Source organism: Runella sp. CRIBMP, assembly GCF_009905605.1.
Classification (GTDB): domain Bacteria; phylum Bacteroidota; class Bacteroidia; order Cytophagales; family Spirosomataceae; genus Runella.
On record NZ_JAAAKZ010000008.1, the window covers coordinates 205404 to 221754 of the forward strand.

Genomic DNA, 16351 nt, shown 5'->3' on the forward strand with positions numbered 1-16351 from the left:
TTGTTATACTCCTGAAACCGGCGCTTTAGTGTTTTTAAGCGAAGAGAATTTTAGTGAGCAGTTTTTGGGATGATATTTGTAATATTGCATTTGCAGCGACTAAACGCAACCTCTTTCACAATGCTTACTAAGATACACATCGAAAACTTTAAAAGCCTGAAAAATGTAACGCTGGAGTTGCAACCTGTGAACTTACTTATTGGACCTAATAACTCTGGTAAAACCAATTTTTTGAAGGCATTGGAGTTTATTAAAAATCAAGAATTGGGTGCAAATATGGGCTTTGCAGATTATACTTTTAAGCATGAAAATGTGGATATACTATTTTTGGCTGCAAGTGGAAAGAACTCCTTACAAATAAAAATTGAAAAAAAAGCTCCTGATACTTATCCAAAACATACACGATCTCTAAATGATTTTGATACAAGCCAAAAGCTGCCGGAAGAAATATTAACTAACACAGACATTAATTTATTTTTAAGAGCAATTACCCAAATCAATTTATACAGGCCTAATCCTCTAAAGTTTACCGACGCTGAAGCAATTGTATCAAATAATTATATCAATGAAGATGCTTCCAATCTTGTTCCTTTTTTAGAAACACTCCGCGACGAGTACCGAGAGCATTTTGCTGAGATTGAAGAAGATTTGCGTAAATGTATTCCTGAATTTCATGATATTCGCTTTAAAACGGTAGCCTCTGGCAGTGATAAGCGTACCTTCAAAAAATGGGGTTTGTACAGTGATATCAGCAAAATGATCTATTGGGCAGATGAGCTTTCGGAAGGAGTTTTGTACTTCTTAGCCTTGCTTTGTATTATTCATCAGCCTAATCCTCCCAAAATCCTGTTATTGGAAGAGCCCGAGCGCGGAATTCATCCCCGACGCATCAAAGAAGTGGTGGATTTTATTTTTAATCTGGCCCAAACTAAAGATATACAGGTGATTATGACGTCACATCACCCGTATGTACTCAATGAATTTGAGGATATCCCCGAGGCCGTTTTTGTTTTTGATAAAGACGAAGAGGGAGCAACGCAAATTCGAAATTTACAAAAAGACATCATTACCCCTTCAGATGCTAAGAATGATGCGTTAGGTTTACCCAGAATCAAATTTACCCAAGATTTGGCCGAACATTGGTTTTCGGGCTTTTTAGGAGGAGTGCCCGCATGAGAACCTTGAAATATGGCTATTTTGGGGAAGACCATGCCCAACAAATCTTCCTCGAAAATTATTTGCTTCAGCTTCCGGTTTACCTTGGACTTGTTGCCCATGTTATGTTTGTGCGCGATGAGCACTTCAAACTCAAAGGACATGATCGGCCAAATGTGCTGCGAATCTTTTCCGAAGCGGTACAGCAGGGTTTAACCTTTCACGAACAGGATGTATTTTTTGTCGGACTCGATCTGGATGATGAAAAAATGCAGGAGCATGAAAGATTGCACGGCGAAATGGTAGGGAAATTAGGAGGTACTTTTATAGATAAAACCTTCATTTTTATTCCGGTACAGTGTATTGAGCATTGGCTTCTCTATTTAAAGTATAAAAAAGACCATCCTCATTCGAATAAAAATGAGGCGTATGAGCGAATTTCCAGACCGGAAGCAAAGAAACAAATGTATGGTTTTCCTCGTCCTGTTGCTGAAAAGCAATCAAAGGTTGTAGCCGACCTAACTCAAAATATGGACATCAACTGGCTCGAAAACCGCTCCGCTAGTTTTCGGCACTTTCATTTAAAAGTCACTGATTTTCTTAGTAAAATGTAGAAACGAGCTCATTGATATAGGCGAGCTTTCGTTTTCTGATAAATCCCCATGAAGCAACTGATCCAAAACCTTCAAAACGGTCAAACAATACTGGAAGAAGTGCCTGCACCGCAGGTGAAAAGAGGTGCTGTGCTGATTCAAACGCGTCGAAGTTTGGTTTCTTTGGGAACCGAACGAATGCTCGTTGAATTTGGCAAAGCCAATCTCATCGAAAAAGCCCGTCAACAGCCCGAAAGGGTGAAAATGGTGTTGGATAAAATCAAGTCTGACGGCCTGATGCCGACCTTGGAGGCTGTTTTTAACAAGCTTGGGCAGCCGCTTCCTTTGGGGTATTGTAATGTAGGTCAGGTGATTGCGGTGGGAGAAGGCGTGACGGATATTCGCATCGGCGACCGTGTGGCCTCCAACGGCCCTCACGCCGAAATCGTTTGTGTGCTCCGCAATTTAGTAGCTAAAATTCCCGATAACATATCTGACGATGAAGCTGCATTTACGGTCATTGGCTCGATTGGGTTGCAGGGCGTACGGTTATTGAATCCAACCTTGGGTGAAACCGTCGTGGTGATTGGACTGGGGCTGATTGGGTTATTGACGGCCGAACTGCTTCGTTTGAACGGCTGTCGGGTCATTGGGTTTGATTTTGATGAGAATAAACTCCGCATTGCCCGCGAAAAAGGCATCTTGGCCGCCAATCCTGCCGCAGGCACTGATCCCGTCAAGTGGGTAGAAAGCCTCACCAACGGCGTAGGCGCGGACGGCGTGGTGATTACGGCTTCGGCCAAAACAGATGAGATTATTTCACAGGCCGCGCGCATGTCGCGCAAGCGGGGCCGTATTATTTTGGTAGGAGTCATTGGACTTAATTTGAGCCGGGCGGAGTTTTACGAAAAAGAGCTTTCGTTTCAGGTATCGTGCTCGTACGGTCCGGGCCGTTACGACGACGACTATGAGCAAAAGGGCGTGGATTATCCGCTGCCGTTCGTTCGTTGGACCGAAAACCGCAATTTTCAAACCGTCCTTCAATTGATGGAATCGGGATTGCTTGATGTAAAACCCTTTATTACGGAACAGATTGCGCTGGAAGAATATCAAAAAATTTACGGTGATATGGGCAAAGGTGGGACGATTGCCTCTCTGTTGGTTTATCCCGAAAAATCTTCGGCCGAGCGTACTGTCCGCCACCATGACATTTCTTTTGCGGGCCGAAAAGGAGTTGTCGGTATTATTGGTGCAGGAAATTTTACCAAAATGACTTTGATTCCTGCCTTAAAAGGCGGGGCCATGCAAGGCGCAAATATTAAATACATTGCGAGTGCGAATGGACTGTCGGGAACGGCGTTGGCCCAAAAACACGGCATTGCTCACAGCACGACGGATTATCATGAAATTTTAAAAGATAACGACGTCGATTTGGTGATGATTACCACGCGCCACAATCAACATGCTCGCCTTACGATGGAGGCACTGAAGGCGGGGAAGCATGTGTTTGTGGAAAAACCACTGGCCATTTTTGAAGAAGAACTGAGTCAACTCTTGGAAAGCTTTCAACGGGCCGAAAGTTTAAGTGTTACGGTAGGCTTTAATCGTCGTTTTTCGCCTCATGCGCTGAAAATGAAGTCATTGCTGGGAGATGCGCCCATGAACGTGATTGCGACCATGAATGCGGGTTTTATTCCTGCCAACTCGTGGGTACACGACCGCGCCGTGGGCGGCGGGCGTATCTTGGGCGAAGCTTGTCATTTTATTGATTTGATTACGTACCTGACGGGCAGCCGCGTGACGGCGGTATGCATGAATGCCATGGGGCCACAGGCTACCGAAACAACCGACAATGCAAGTATTATGTTGCGCTATGAAAATGGCTCAACGGGCGTCATTAATTATTTTTCCAACGGACACAAATCTTATTCCAAAGAGCGGATAGAAGTATATTCGCAGGAGCGAACGCTGATATTGGATAACTTCCGAACGCTGGAAGGCTATGGGTTCAAAGGGTTTTCCAGACTCAAAACAAGTCAGGACAAAGGACATAAAACGCAGTTTCAAGAACTGATAAAACGTATTCAAACGGGAGGTGCGCCTCTGATTCCGCTGGATGAAATTATCAACACTACGCAGGCTGCATTTGCGGCCATTAGGAGCGTGAAAGAAGGCGCTTGGGTGCTTCTAACCTAAAAGCGTCTGGCGGTTTTAAACCGTCGGACGACTACTCGCTTTCTTTTTTATTTCCCATCATTAACCCAATCATCATGACCAACGCTGATAAAATGATGATTTGGATAATCAGCGATTTATTGACCAATGAGATGGTTTGCGAAGCTGGAATGCTCAAAAATAATAAAATGGTAATCAATCCACGCGGCGCAACAAAAAGCAACGGAGAAAGCTCTATTTTGTAGAATTTGAGCAGAATAGCCCGCAGGCAAAAAATATTTATCACAATTCCTACGGCCCATCCAAGCGTACTGAGGTTCAAAATTTCGGCGGTTTCCATCAGGTAGCCAAAAAGCAGGAAGAACAACACCCTAATTACGAACGTAGCCTCAATCGTGATTTCCTTAAATTTCTTCACTTCGCGGTCGAGCAGGTCTGGTTTCAGGCGCTGAATCCACTTAAAGCGTTTTATTTCATCAAGATTTCCTAAGAATAACCCAAAAATCAGAATAAAAACGAGCGAAGGAAGGTGATAGATTTTTGAAATATTATAAATCAAAATTACCAAAAGAATAATAGGGGCAAACTTGATATGGTGGTCGATTTTGCTCAAAAGATAGGATAAACCGCCTGTGGCTAGAAAAGAAACAATAATGATGGTCATCAATTGCGCAAAAAAATGCCAAATAGAAGCCACGCCAAAACTATCATTAAAGACTACAAAGTTGAAAAATATCACCCCCAAAATGTCCGAAAGGCTACTTTCGTAAATAATAAATTCTTTCTGATGGTTCATCAAATTCTTAACGCTCGGAATGGCAATTGCGCTGCTAATGACGCAAAGGGGAATGGCATTGGTGAGGCTGTCTTTAAAATTTATTCCACCCCAAAAATGGAAAGCCCCCGCTGCCCCAAAAGCCAGCAGAAGCATGGGCAACAACGCAACGGCAAATGACTTTTTGATAAGCGGGAATTTTGTGGCATTCAGCTCTAACTCCAAAGCGCCTTCGAGTACAATAAGAATCAGTCCAATTGTTCCTAAAATGGGTAAAATAGGACCGAGATTTGGAAGCAATAAACCAGTGGTAAGGGCCACTTGCTTCACGAGCCATCCCATCAGCAGCAAAAGAATAACGGAGGGTACTTTGGTTTTGGAAGAGGTAATGTCAAAAATATAAGCAAGAAGAATCAGAACGCAAACTGTGATAATAATTGCTGTTGTCATGTAAAGGATGGTTGGATACTTTACAATACTAACAAACACTGGCGTAAAAACAAAGGGTTAGACCAGCGATGGCCTAACCCTTTGTTTTTTTTCTCAACGTTGGCGAGGATTGGGCACCCCCGTTTAAAAACCTCGCCGATGTTAGTTGATAAGGCTTATAAATTAAATCCGAAAGAATAGACATCTTCAGGATAATCTAAATAAAGACCTTCCATCTGAACGCGAGCTCCTTTTTTCTCGGCTAAAGCTGCTTTTAGTTCTTTGACCGAACGAACCGCCTTGTCGTTTACTTTCGTAATTACAAAACCTTCTTCTACCCCTACTCGGGCGAGTTTGCCAGCTTCCATCGCGGTTACTTTTACGCCGCCGCCGATGTTGGCACGCTGAAGGCGCTGTACTTCGCGGGGGTTGAGGTCGCTAAATTGGGCTCCTAATGAACTAAGGGCTACGTCAGCTTCGTCAGTTTTGATGATTTCGCGTCCACCTTCACGGTTGCGGAGCATTACACTGTAGTCTTTTACGCTGCCACCACGATTAACGGTCAGAACGACACTCTCACCAGGACGTTTGCGAGCGACTAGCTCACGGAATTTGGGGTCAGAATCTACTTCAACACCATCTACTTTCGTAATGACGTCGCCTACTTTCAAGCCTGCATCTTTGGCGGCGCTGTTGCCTTCTCCAAAACCTTGTACATAAATACCCGTGGCTACTTTTACGTCGTATTGTTCAGCTTTTTTGCTGTCGAGTTCTTCGGGAATGATACCGATGTAGCCGCGCTGTACACCACCGTATTTGATAATGTCGCTAGATACTTTTTTCACTAAGCTCGAAGGCACTGCAAAGGCATAACCAGCGTAGCTACCAGTGGGGCTGGCAATGGCGGTGTTGATACCCACCAATTCACCTTTCAGGTTGACCAAGGCGCCGCCTGAGTTGCCAGGGTTTACGACCGCATCCGTTTGGATAAATGACTCCAAGGGAGTATCGCCTTTAAACTGGCTGCCGCGTGCGCGTGACTGTTGCTGAAACTTCTCGGCAAGGATTCCGATACCGCGGCCTTTGGCACTCACAATCCCCGCCGTAACGGTCGATTCCAAGTTAAACGGATTTCCTACTGCTACTACCCACTCACCTACTTTGATGGCGTCGGAGTTGCCAAACGTCAATGCAGGTAGGTCTTTGGCGGGAATCTGAATCACGGCAATATCGGTAGAAGGGTCAGTGCCGATTACTTTGGCTTTGTAAGTGCGTTTGTTTGACATCACAACCTCCAGTTCTTCCGCCCCTTCCACCACGTGGTTGTTGGTAACGATGTAGCCATCCGCGCTGACAATCACGCCTGAGCCCGACGACTCCTGCTTTTGCGGACCGCTGCGGCGCATTCCAAAATCTTCGCCAAACAAGTCAAAGATGTCCATGCCGCGTTGTTGCGCTTGGCGTGTGGCCGAGGCTTTAATGTGTACTACGGCAGGGGTAGAAACTTCGGCGGCGTACGTAAAATCGGCCGCTGCCCCAGGAGCCGCTCCCCCAGTAAAACGATTCATGGAAGGAGCGCTTGCTTCCGTAAAAATGACATCTTTTGAGTCATCAATCCCGCCCAAAAGCTTTACACTTCCAACGGTAACTGCGCTTGAAATGAGCCCAACCAATGCCAATGATTTCCAATTCTGATTCATGACTTTTTATTTTGGTTTTGGTTTTAATTACTGTTTATTTTTAGATTCTTCTGTTTTTGCAATTTACACTTCAAAAATGCACCAACATAACGTCTCTGGCAAAAAAATCGGTATCCAAATTTCTACCTTTTAACAATATTTAACAAGCAAAAGTTTGGACTTACTTAAGATATAAAAGAATGATGCGAGGGGGCTTTAACTGTCAAATTGTCATTTGTTTGAAAGCCTTTTATGAACCATCTACGCCAAAGGCTGACGATTTTTCTGCTATATTTGTGATTTAATTGGCAATTTACCCTGTCATTAGGGCTGAAAGAATATCAAATATAGCGATAATTCGCAGCTTGTGTTTAGTAAAGAATAAACGGATAACGTACTTAAATAAAACAAACCAATGGGGCGAATCCTTGCCATTGATTATGGCTCAAAACGAACCGGATTGGCAGTTACCGACCCGTTACGGATTATTGCAACGGCCTTGGAAACGGTACGCTCATTTGAATTAATTGATTTTTTGAAACGTTATACCGCCAACGAAACCGTGGATGTATTTGTGGTAGGTATGCCTCGTACGTTGGAAAATACCGACACCAACAATACGCCGCACGTGAAGGGGTTCATCAAACAACTCAAAAAAGCGTTTCCCGATACCCCCGTGTACGAACACGACGAGCGTTTTACCAGCAGTATGGCCTTACAGACCATGATTTCGATGGGGTCTAAAAAAAGTGATCGACGCAATAAAGGTAATATTGACAAAGTCAGTGCCACCATTATCTTGCAATCGTTTATTGAAAGCCAACGATGAAATCATATCATGGGTGTTTTGCCCGATAAACCATTAAAAAGGACAACGATTAACAATGATTTTTCCAATAGTAGCTTATGGCGACCCCGTATTACGAAAAGTGGCTCGCCCCATTGAAAAAGACGAACTCAACCTGCCCGAGTTGGTAGAAAATATGTACCAAACCATGTACGATTCTTCGGGTATTGGTTTGGCGGCTCCACAAATCGGACAAAGTATCCGGTTGTTTGTAGTGGATGGTACGCCTCTTAATGAAGACGAAGAAGAGGAAGACAAAGACCCAAGTTTGGAAGGGTTTAAAAAAGTATTTATTAATCCGCAGGTGTTGGAAGAAACGGGTGATGAGTGGGCGTTTGAAGAAGGATGCCTCAGTATTCCGGGAATCAGAGCTGATGTATATCGCCCTGAATTTATTAAAATCAAATACCGAGATATTGATTGGAACGAACACGTAGACACCTTTGAAGGCATGGCGGCGCGTATCATTCAGCATGAATATGACCACTTGGAAGGCAAACTCTTTACGGATTATTTGCCCATGCTCAAACGACAGATGCTCAAAAAACGCCTCACCGATATTACAAAGGGCAACGTCAAAGTGGATTACAAAATGAGATTTCCTAAATAACCTCGAAACGCGAGATGCAAGAACTTCGCCGAGTTGCCAAAAATATTCTTTTTATTGACCTGGAAACGGTGTCAGCCAAAGCGTCGTTTGATCTGCTAGACGAACGAATGCAGGAACAATGGCAACGAAAGGCGGCCAACATCCGCAATGATGAACACGTCTCGGCTTTTGATTTGTTTTACCGCCGGGCGGCGATTTATTCCGAGTTCGGCAAAATCATCTGCATCGGGGTAGGAGCGTTGTATTGGACCACTTCCGATGAGCTGCCACGTTTTAAAGTAAAAACCATCGCGGGCGACGACGAGAAAGCGATTTTGTTGGAATTTAAGGAGTTGATTGAAAAATATCCCCAAAACCAACTCGTTCTCTGCGCCCACAACGGCAAAGAGTTTGACTTTCCTTTTTTGTGCCGTCGAATGCTCGTTAATGGAATTACGCTGCCTGATTCTTTAAAACTTTCGGGCAAAAAACCTTGGGAAATTCTTCATCAAGACACACTGGATATGTGGCGTTTTGGCGATTATAAAAGCTTTGCGCAGCTGGATTTATTGGCGGCGCTGTTTGGCATTCCGAGCAGCAAGTCAGATATCAGCGGCGAAGACGTGACCCGGGTTTATTACGCCGAAAAAGACCTCGACCGGATCCGTCGTTATTGCAAAGAAGACGTCGTGGTGCTGGCGCAACTTTGGCTTCGTCTCAATCAATACGATACCGTAAAGCCCGAGCTGATTGTAAGGGCCGAATAAAGACAACGAACGTCGTCGAGGTCTTGAACTCAGAACCTCGACGACGATTTATTTTAGCTCAATTTCAGCGGTAACGTTCTCAAATTCTTACCCGTTAAATCAAAAACCGCCGCCGCAATAGCGGGCGCTACTGGCGCAAGAGGGGGCTCACCTACGCCGTAAGGTTCGGTGTGCCCTTCCAGAATAATTACCTCAATTTCGGGGGTGTCTGAAAGTTTCGCCATGGGGTATTCGTGAAAATTGGTCGCGGTTATTTGTCCGTCTTTGACGGTTAAGCCTTCATAAAGCGCGGCCGTAATCCCCATCATGGTGGCACCTTCTACCTGCATCCTAATTCCCTCAGGATTGATGGCTAAGCCCGCGTCAAGCACTTGCGTTACTTTTTTTACCCGAATTTGATTGTCAACTATCGCTACTTCAATCACCGCCGCCGCAATGCTCTTTCGGTCGTTGCCGATGGCGATGCCGCGCCCAATCCCCGCCGCTTTGGGTTGGTTCCACCCGCTCTTTTCGGCCAGCGTTTCCAATACTTTTTTGTAACGTTGGTTGATTTGTTCGTTGCCTGCCAACAACTCCAAACGCATTTTGAGCGGGTCTTTGCCCGTTTTATGGGCCAATTCGTTGATAAAACTTTCGATGGCAAACGTATTGGGAAACATCCCTACACTACGCCAGATTCCAGTATGAACGGGCAGTTTATTTTGCCACAACGTGGCTGATTTATGCTCAATGTTATATAAAATACTGGCACCGTGGCCCGCCGACACAAAATCAGCCCCTAAAAGTGTATAGCCGATATTGGCAGGAATTGCCCCAAGCACCTGGTCGGGGGTGGCTTGGTTGTGGGTGATGGCTTCGATTTTGCCATTTTCTCCAATTTTTGCGGCGAGTACATGGTGCGTTTGTGGACGATAAATGGCATTCTGAAACTCTTGCGTTCGCGTATTAAATACATGTACTGGCTTGCCAACAATCTTGGCAATGCGCGCCACTTTTTCGGAATGTTTTGAATCTATTCTTCTGCCAAAACTACCGCCCGCGTAGGTGGTTTCGATGTTGAGTTGTTCGGTTTCTACCTCAATGGCTTTGGCGATGGCACTTCTGAAAAGGGTGGATGCCTGCGTACCTACATACATCGTGGCTTTGTCTTTTTCAACGTGCGCCACGGCGCCGTGCGGCTCCATGTGGGCATGGGTGGCCAAAGGTGTGCGGTATTCTTGTTTGAATACTTTGTCTGGCGTTTTTTCCAAAAGCGATTCAGGCGAGCCTTCGCTTTGAATGCGTACGTCGGTTCCGAGGCCCACGGTCGTGAGTGCTTCAAATTCAGCCTGTTGCCATTTTTTTGGAACATCCCATTCGGCTTCTATTTTTTGTAATCCCATCTCGGCAGCGTATCGGTTTTTGGCCACGACGGCCACCAACTCATTGTCCTCCACGATTTTGACCACTCCGCTGACTTTTGCGGCTTCTTGGGTGTTTAGCTTTTTGAGTGTTCCGCCGATGTAGGGAGATTGGAGCATCACCGCATACAACATATCTGGAAACGTCTGGTCAATGCCAAAGATGGGTTGGCCCGTCACTTTTGGTTTTAAGTCAATGCGTTTGACGTCTTTTCCTACATATTTAAACGCCGAAAACGGCTTTAATGCGGGTGTTTCGGGTGTTTTCCATTCTTTGGTGGAGGTGGAAATTTCATAATAGGTAGCTTTATGGTTTCCCGAAGTCATGATTCCATTTTCAACCTTGATGCCTGCCACGGGTACGCCCCATTGCTTAGCGGCTTGGGCTTTCAGCATTTCGCGCAGGGTAGCGGCCACTTCTCGAATGGGTTTAAATAGCGACAAGGTGGTGTTGCTTCCGCCAGTTCCGAGCGAGTCTTCCACGCCGTTGGCCGTATTGGCGTGAACCACTTTGATTTGTTCGAGCGATACTTCTAGCTCCTCGGCGGCCAACATCGCTAATCCCGTAAAAATCCCCTGTCCCATTTCCAGTTTGGTAGATTTGTAGAGGATGGTATTATCGGGCAATACTTCAAACCAGAAAGAAGGCTCCTGTGTGGAAACTAGCAAGGGGAAATCCATATTTTCCGCTTTTTGGGCCAAAAAACGACGAATGGGCCCCTTTGACGCAATAACCGCTACGACGGTTCCGCCAAAAATGATGGCGCCGCGTTGTAAAAATTTACGCCGCGAAAACTTCTTTTTTGGTTTTTTATCTTCAGTTGCCATGTCGTTATAAAGTTGCGGTTTGGGAAAGTTGGGCGGCTCTTTTGATGGCTTTGATGATGCGGGGCTGCGTACCGCAACGGCAAATGTTGGTGATATTGGTTTTAATATCTTCTTCGGTCGGGTTGGGGTTTTTCTCCAGAAAATTGACGGCCGCCATCATAAACCCGGGCTGACAATAGCCGCATTGGGGCACGTTTTCTTCCATCCATGCCTGTTGAATAGGGTGAAGTTTGTCCTCACTTTCGGATAATCCTTCGAGCGTGGTTACTTTTTTTTCTGCCGCAAAGCTTACGGGGATAGAGCATGAACGGTAGGCTTCGCCGTCGATGTGGAGCGTGCAGGCGCCGCAAAGTGCAGCCCCGCAGCCGAATTTTGTGGCTTTGAGGTTGAGTTCATCCCGAACTACCCAAAGCAAGGGCATAGCAGGGTCTACGTCCACTTTTGCCGTTTTGCCATTGATATTAAAGTTGATTTCCATTTGGTTTAGTTTGAATATTGATTTTTAGATTGACTAATCACTCTATGTCTAGGATAAATTTTTAAGGAGTTTTTGTCAGCGCTACAAAGTCTTTTACTTCCAAAATGGGCTTATGATAGCCTTTTGTAGCCACTTTAATCATGCCCTGTCCTAATTCTGCCAATGTACTTGCGGCCCCTGGAAACACCTTACGAAACACGGGATACAGCCAACTTAAATACTTGTAATAAGGAAGGGTATTCCTCAATCCGGGCGTGGGGTGCATATAACCAGGTCGGAAATTGTAAACGGCTTTAAAGGGCAGTTTCATCAAGTCGTTTTCGGTTTTGCCTTTTACCCGCGCCCACATGCTGCGGCCTTTTTCGGTGCTGTCGGTGCCTGAGCCTGATACGTAGCAAAATGTCATTTCAGGATTAAGTTTGCTCAATGTTTCGGCTACGTGCATCGTGAGCGAGTAGGTCATTTTGGTATATTCTTCCTCTTTCATCCCGACGGAAGAAACGCCCAAACAGAAAAAACAAGCGTCGTAACCTTTCAATTGGGCTTGGATAGGAGAGACGTCGAAGAAATCTTGGTGAATGATTTCCTTTAATTTAGGGTGCGTGAAGCCCGAAGGTTTGCGGTTGATAATCAAAACTTCCTCAACTTCAGGGCTTTGTAGGCATTCGTGCAATACTCCCTCGCCGACCATGCCCGTGGCACCCGTCACAATGGCTCTTATTTTTTTGGTTTCTTTCATGGTTATTTTTGTTCGGTCAGCATATCCCAAAGCATTTCAAAGCCGTTTTCGATGATAGGTTTTTGTTGGTCGGGGGGTAAGTTGACAACGTAATTATAGATGCCCATCAAGTGGCTGTTGGCCAATGTATAAATCAAATCAGTGGGTAAATCTTTGATGATTTTGGTAGCTTTTGCTTCTTCAATCAACTGAATGTGTTTCTGAGATTGCTCCATCAAAACCGATTCGGAGATTTGAAAAATATGCGGTGAAAAAAGTACCTGTTGGATGTAATGGTTCTTCTCTCTGTTGTCTAAAGCCCAGTAAATGAAATAGATAAAGACTTTCTTTATGATGGCTTCGACGCTATCCTCAGGAGTGATTTTTGAGAATAAAAATTGGTTTAAATCATTTTTGATGGTGATGTATAATTCCTTTATCAGGTCTTCTTTGGTGGCAAAATAATGAAAAAGGGTTCCGTTGGATACCCCCGCTTCCTTAGCGATTTTGCTCGTGGGCGTACCATGAAAACCAAACTCCACAAAGAGCTTCAATGCACTCGCCAGTATCTGTTCTTTTTTATCCATTTATACTAGATTGACTAATCACTCTACAAAGGTAAGGTTTGGATCGGGCTTTCCAAATTTGTTTTTGGGTTTTATTGTCGAACACCAGCAACGGCGTATAATAGAGATAACTCACGCTTGTTACTTCCAGAAACGGAAGACCTCTTGATAACTATTTGTTTCGGCAGCCAAAAGAAAGGCGTATTTTAGTGCCAAAACAACTTTTAGGTTTGCCATGAAAAAGGTACTTTACTTAACACTTCTTACTTTCGTATTAAGTTGCAAAGGCGAAGACCAACCTACGATTGATCCCGAAATCTTAAAACCACTCCTAAACGGGTACTTCGAGTATTTTCCCAAGCCCATCGACTACTTTACATCCCGCATCACCTGCAAAGAAGGTCATATGATTATCTCTAAAGCTTTTATTACAAAAAAGGACGAGAAAACCCTCACTATTCAATTTGTTTACGTTGGTAAATGCGCAGGACTCAACCCCAACCCTGGCAACGATTATGAAATAAAGGCTACTTTTACCTCCCCTATGCCTAAACAGGAAGCTACGCGTTATCGTATTGATTTTAGTGGAGTATGTGATTCGGCCATCCCGGCAGACCCTCAACTTGTTGGCAAAAAATTGGATGGGTATGCTTATTTGACTCCTGACCTTGGCGAGTTTGTGATTAATCTTCCCGTTTCTGTAAACAATGTACCTCAAAAAATTACTTCCAAAATGGACATTAGAAGCGATAAGTTTTAGATGTGATGTTTGGCCCAAAACCTTTTATAGGCGGACAAAAAAGTACTTAAAAATGGAAAAATTAACAATATTGAAAAATAGAAATGGGGTACTTACAATATGCCCTCTACACCTTAGCTTGTGACTCCACAGACTTAATATAAAGTAGGTTTTGTCCATCACCCCAAGTGCAGTATATAAAAATGTCATCTGCTCCATAGATAACTGTGGTCTTTTAAGCTGATCTTTAACGGTTTACGTATTGGCGATGGTGGAGAATTTGAAAAACGTCTGCCCAACATTTGCACAAATGCCCAATAGAATTACAAATTCGGGCGGCCGATGCCATTGAGTTTACAACTATCAGCCCGACTATTGCCAATACAATGGTGGTGGTAGTTTTTAATTTGCGTAATTCTTTTGATATGTCTCATCAAAATTTGGTTTTCGCTTTATGTAGCCGATATGCTAAGTGATATCAACCATATCTGTTTAAAAAGCTGTTTGCTAATGAAGAAATCAAGGTTTGGTGCTCACTGAATGAATGATAAACTTCAGTCGCCCAGCTTTTTACAATATTAATACATTCTTCTGGTGTTGATGCATTCAGCAAATCTAAAGTGGTTAATTGTCCTCGCTCTCCGAATCGGGGTGGTGTCAAAAATTCGGTTTTATCTTTTTTATAAGCGTTAATGATGTTGCTCAATAAAGGCGTCTTAGCATAATCCCATTTGATATTTTTCTCAAAAATTAAGTATAACCTCGTTAAATGAATATGATTGTTCCAAGGTCCGTGCAATTCACAATGCTGCAAAGCCATTGCATCAACACTTAAGAACCGTGTTTCATAGTAGATAGGATTATTAAAGTCAAGAATTTGAGTTAGGTGGTTTAAATTGCCCTCACATTCAAATACACCTTTGGATACATTTGAGTAACAAAACTGACATCTCCCCACATTTTTAAGTTCAATTCCTGATTTTTGGGCGTAGTCAAATAAGTCTTGCATATTTCTGTTCTCAAATTAAATTCAAATTATCCGCGAAAAATTTTGTAACAGTCTAACCTAAAATTACCTCCAACTCGCTGATTGACGCATGTTTTAGTATTTTATCTGCAATGTAAATGCTTCTGTGTTACAATACAAAACTTAAAACCATTGTTTGTTAATAAGTTGATATACAGTTGATTGATGATAAAATGTGTTTAATTTCTTGCAATAGACGCTTAAATAATACTTCAGTACAGAGAAGCTTTGACGGAGCATGTCCTTCACCTCACGCTAACCCTACACTTTCTGCAAAAGCGTCAGCAGTTTTCTGTCTAATTTTTGGCCTTGGAAATTTTCGTAATCAACGTCGCTTCTTCCCGAATTGAGCAAACCAAAGGAGCCGTCAAATTCCCATAATGCAAAGCCGATCCCGTTTTCGCTCAGAATACCAAGCAAATCTTTGAACCACGCCAAAAATACGTCGTGGGGCGTCTTGTTAAAGCAGCCGCATTCGCCGCAGTGAACACCCGTACCGCTGTTTTTGAGGTCTATCCACGGTTGAAATTTGTCTTCCAGTATTTTACGGCTTAGGTTTTGGTCGCCCACTTTTCCGGGCCATACGGGAACGGGCAGGCTTTCCGGGTCTTTGTACACCCAAGAGGCTTTGTAATGCGAGATGATGGAGGGCGTATAGCCTCGGCAACTTTGCCCCACTTCTAAATCGGAAATACCCGTAATCACATCATTGCCAACGTTGTTGCCATCCGCAATGATTAAGTGTTTTTTATTGACTCCTTTGATGGTATTGTAGGCCGCCAAAATCAGCTTGCGGTACATTTCGGGTTCCAATTTGGTTTTTTTGCCCAATTGGTCGTTCATGTCGTCGCGCCAGCTCGGTTCGTTGAGGAGGTCAAAACTGATTTTTTTGGAAGACGTATCTTTGAATTTTTTCGCCCAAAATTCCCAATGATAGCAGAAGTCACTCAGCGCCTGCTCGTTGGTCCAAAGGTTGTAAGGCTCCACAAAACCCGCGTTGATGCAATAGCCTGGCGCGCGGTGGAGATTGAGTGAAACGTGATGGTTGTATTTCTGCGCCCAATAGACCAACTGCTCGATACGGTCGGTCATTTGGGTATCTATGTTTCTAATCTCGTCGATTCGGATGTTTTTGGAGCGGTCAAATTTCAGATAAGCGGGGTACGCCATCGGAATTCGGACAAAATCAAAGCCCCAATCTTCCATCCATTTAAAATACATTTCGGGCGTTTGCGGGCGGCTTTTGGCGGGGTCGGGCGAGAAGAAATCCAGCACATTGAAGCCCTTCCATTGGGGCAATTTGTTTTTCTTTTTCACCGACAAATTTAAACTTCCGCTCGACAAAGCAACCGTAGCTAACGAACTGTTTTTGATAAAGGTGCGGCGATTGATGCGATTTTCCATAAGGAGTGATTAGTTGAAAAGCAAAATTGAACAACAGTAAAATTACTTCAATGTTTTTGACACAGAACGGTCCGCCGAGCGGTTTCTCCGAGCGGCCCGCCGCCCAGCGGTTTCTCCGAGCGGCCCGCCGCCCAGCGGTTTCTCCGAGCGGCCCGCCGCCCAGCGGTTTCTCCGAGCGGCCC

Annotated in this window: 15 protein-coding genes; 7 read left to right on the forward strand and 8 right to left on the reverse strand. The window is 44.3% G+C overall.

Translation table 11 applies throughout. The annotated features are described in order from the left end of the window. The first annotated feature begins 69 nt into the window (after nucleotides 1–69). From GVN20_RS19365 to GVN20_RS19375, 3 genes are read left to right on the forward strand one after another with little or no spacing between them, the layout of a single operon-like run. Nucleotides 70–1176 carry an AAA family ATPase gene (locus GVN20_RS19365; protein ID WP_229599126.1) on the forward strand — a complete coding sequence of 369 codons (1107 nt, stop codon included), beginning with the start codon at nucleotides 70–72 and terminating at the stop codon, nucleotides 1174–1176. Continuing rightward, nucleotides 1173–1769, forward strand: a complete 597-nt coding sequence (locus GVN20_RS19370) for a hypothetical protein (protein ID WP_166559927.1) — start codon at nucleotides 1173–1175, stop codon at nucleotides 1767–1769. Before GVN20_RS19365 ends, GVN20_RS19370 begins: the two co-directional genes overlap by 4 nt. A 48-nt stretch (nucleotides 1770–1817) precedes the next feature. After that, nucleotides 1818–3944, forward strand: coding sequence for a bi-domain-containing oxidoreductase (locus tag GVN20_RS19375; RefSeq protein WP_166559928.1), 2127 nt, complete (start codon nucleotides 1818–1820; stop codon nucleotides 3942–3944). A gap of 31 nt (nucleotides 3945–3975) precedes the next feature. Here the strand turns inward: GVN20_RS19375 and GVN20_RS19380 are convergent, their stop codons facing one another. Both GVN20_RS19380 and GVN20_RS19385 read right to left on the reverse strand, forming a co-directional pair. Next, the gene (locus GVN20_RS19380) at nucleotides 3976–5148 is read right to left on the reverse strand and encodes a cation:proton antiporter (RefSeq protein WP_166559929.1); all 1173 of its coding nucleotides are present in this window, start codon (nucleotides 5146–5148) and stop codon (nucleotides 3976–3978) included. Nucleotides 5149–5303: 155 nt separating this feature from the next. Continuing rightward, nucleotides 5304–6827 carry a trypsin-like peptidase domain-containing protein gene (locus tag GVN20_RS19385; RefSeq protein ID WP_166559930.1) on the reverse strand — a complete coding sequence of 508 codons (1524 nt, stop codon included), beginning with the start codon at nucleotides 6825–6827 and terminating at the stop codon, nucleotides 5304–5306. Nucleotides 6828–7221: 394 nt separating this feature from the next. Here GVN20_RS19385 and ruvX point away from each other — a divergent pair, with 394 nt between their 5' ends. From ruvX to GVN20_RS19400, 3 genes are read left to right on the forward strand one after another with little or no spacing between them, the layout of a single operon-like run. Next, complete coding sequence (ruvX, locus tag GVN20_RS19390) at nucleotides 7222–7635, forward strand: Holliday junction resolvase RuvX (RefSeq protein ID WP_114068879.1); 414 nt, start codon at nucleotides 7222–7224, stop codon at nucleotides 7633–7635. Between the two features lie 55 nt (nucleotides 7636–7690). Beyond that, a complete protein-coding gene (gene def / locus GVN20_RS19395) occupies nucleotides 7691–8263 on the forward strand; it encodes a peptide deformylase (protein WP_166559931.1) in 573 nt (190 codons plus the stop codon). Between the two features lie 14 nt (nucleotides 8264–8277). Then, on the forward strand, nucleotides 8278–9009 hold the full coding sequence (locus GVN20_RS19400; protein WP_166559932.1) for a 3'-5' exonuclease: 732 nt from the start codon (nucleotides 8278–8280) through the stop codon (nucleotides 9007–9009). Between the two features lie 53 nt (nucleotides 9010–9062). Here the strand turns inward: GVN20_RS19400 and GVN20_RS19405 are convergent, their stop codons facing one another. The 4 genes from GVN20_RS19405 to GVN20_RS19420 form a co-directional block, all read right to left on the reverse strand. Further along, on the reverse strand, nucleotides 9063–11237 hold the full coding sequence (locus tag GVN20_RS19405; protein WP_166559933.1) for a molybdopterin cofactor-binding domain-containing protein: 2175 nt from the start codon (nucleotides 11235–11237) through the stop codon (nucleotides 9063–9065). 4 nt (nucleotides 11238–11241) lie between these two features. Then, nucleotides 11242–11715 carry a (2Fe-2S)-binding protein gene (locus GVN20_RS19410; protein WP_166559934.1) on the reverse strand — a complete coding sequence of 158 codons (474 nt, stop codon included), beginning with the start codon at nucleotides 11713–11715 and terminating at the stop codon, nucleotides 11242–11244. A 61-nt stretch (nucleotides 11716–11776) separates the two neighbouring features. Next, entirely contained in the window at nucleotides 11777–12454 is a 678-nt protein-coding gene (locus GVN20_RS19415; RefSeq protein WP_166559935.1) for an NAD-dependent epimerase/dehydratase family protein, read from the reverse strand. A 2-nt stretch (nucleotides 12455–12456) separates the two neighbouring features. Then, nucleotides 12457–13020, reverse strand: coding sequence for a TetR/AcrR family transcriptional regulator (locus GVN20_RS19420; protein ID WP_166559936.1), 564 nt, complete (start codon nucleotides 13018–13020; stop codon nucleotides 12457–12459). Between the two features lie 214 nt (nucleotides 13021–13234). Here GVN20_RS19420 and GVN20_RS19425 point away from each other — a divergent pair, with 214 nt between their 5' ends. Continuing rightward, a complete protein-coding gene (locus GVN20_RS19425; protein ID WP_166559937.1) occupies nucleotides 13235–13759 on the forward strand; it encodes a hypothetical protein in 525 nt (174 codons plus the stop codon). Between the two features lie 457 nt (nucleotides 13760–14216). Here GVN20_RS19425 and GVN20_RS19430 read toward each other — a convergent pair whose 3' ends face one another. After that, nucleotides 14217–14747, reverse strand: a complete 531-nt coding sequence (locus tag GVN20_RS19430; RefSeq protein ID WP_166559938.1) for a DUF5946 family protein — start codon at nucleotides 14745–14747, stop codon at nucleotides 14217–14219. A 279-nt stretch (nucleotides 14748–15026) separates the two neighbouring features. Next, the gene (locus tag GVN20_RS19435) at nucleotides 15027–16169 is read right to left on the reverse strand and encodes a glycoside hydrolase family 5 protein (RefSeq protein WP_206023320.1); all 1143 of its coding nucleotides are present in this window, start codon (nucleotides 16167–16169) and stop codon (nucleotides 15027–15029) included. Nucleotides 16170–16351: the final 182 nt, after the last annotated feature.